Source organism: Streptomyces sp. NPDC057616 (assembly GCF_042800575.1).
In the GTDB taxonomy this organism is placed as follows: Bacteria; Actinomycetota; Actinomycetes; order Streptomycetales; family Streptomycetaceae; genus Streptomyces.
This window is the reverse complement of record NZ_JBHVGU010000096.1, coordinates 1-1388: the sequence shown is the minus strand read 5'-3', so window position 1 is coordinate 1388 and position 1388 is coordinate 1. Positions and strand designations below refer to the sequence as shown.

At 58.7% G+C, this 1388-nt stretch carries 2 rRNA genes; both read right to left on the bottom strand.

Annotated elements, in window-relative coordinates:
- A 23S ribosomal RNA gene (locus ACFU97_RS46065) occupies positions 1-447 on the bottom strand; the annotation flags it as partial.
- A gap of 302 nt (positions 448-749) precedes the next feature.
- Positions 750-1388: ribosomal RNA gene (locus ACFU97_RS46060) — 16S ribosomal RNA — on the bottom strand; the annotation flags it as partial.

Below are 1388 nucleotides of genomic sequence, written 5' to 3'. Positions count from 1 at the left end.
CAAGCAAGCCGCTGACGTTTCGACTACGGGGGTCTTACCCTCTACGCCGGACCTTTCGCATGTCCTTCGCCTACATCAACGGTTTCTGACTCGCCCTATCGCCGGCAGACGATAGAAGAGAGATCCCACAACCCCGCATGCGCAACCCCTGCCGGGTCTCACACGCATACGGTTTGGCCTCATCCGGTTTCGCTCGCCACTACTCCCGGAATCACGGTTGTTTTCTCTTCCTGCGGGTACTGAGATGTTTCACTTCCCCGCGTTCCCTCCACTTGCCCTATGTGTTCAGGCAAGGGTGACAGCCCATGACGACTGCCGGGTTTCCCCATTCGGACACCCCCGGATCAAAGCCTGGTTGACGACTCCCCGGGGCCTATCGTGGCCTCCCACGTCCTTCATCGGTTCCTGGTGCCAAGGCATCCACCGTGCGCCCTTAAAAACTTGGCCACAGATGCTCGCGTCCACTGTGCAGTTCTCAAACAACGACCAGTACACCGTCACACACCAACATCGTCAGTGCTTCACCGGCGCCGGCAACTGAAGGAAAATCATTCCCTCAGACACCCAACAGCGTGCCCGACACCCTCGCCCCTCGTGGCCCGCGTTCCACGCTCCGAAGAGCAGTACTAACAACCCGAGTTGGCTGAGTGTGCCGAGTAGTCAACGTTCCACCCATGAGCAACCAGCATCAGGCGTTCGCTGATGTTCTGGCCTCTGACCGAGCGAGCTCGGTAAGAAGTGCTCCTTAGAAAGGAGGTGATCCAGCCGCACCTTCCGGTACGGCTACCTTGTTACGACTTCGTCCCAATCGCCAGTCCCACCTTCGACAGCTCCCTCCCACAAGGGGTTGGGCCACCGGCTTCGGGTGTTACCGACTTTCGTGACGTGACGGGCGGTGTGTACAAGGCCCGGGAACGTATTCACCGCAGCAATGCTGATCTGCGATTACTAGCGACTCCGACTTCATGGGGTCGAGTTGCAGACCCCAATCCGAACTGAGACCGGCTTTTTGAGATTCGCTCCACCTCGCGGTATCGCAGCTCATTGTACCGGCCATTGTAGCACGTGTGCAGCCCAAGACATAAGGGGCATGATGACTTGACGTCGTCCCCACCTTCCTCCGAGTTGACCCCGGCGGTCTCCCGTGAGTCCCCAGCACCACAAGGGCCTGCTGGCAACACGGGACAAGGGTTGCGCTCGTTGCGGGACTTAACCCAACATCTCACGACACGAGCTGACGACAGCCATGCACCACCTGTACACCGACCACAAGGGGGGCACTATCTCTAATGCTTTCCGGTGTATGTCAAGCCTTGGTAAGGTTCTTCGCGTTGCGTCGAATTAAGCCACATGCTCCGCCGCTTGTGCGGGCCCCCGTCAATTCCTTT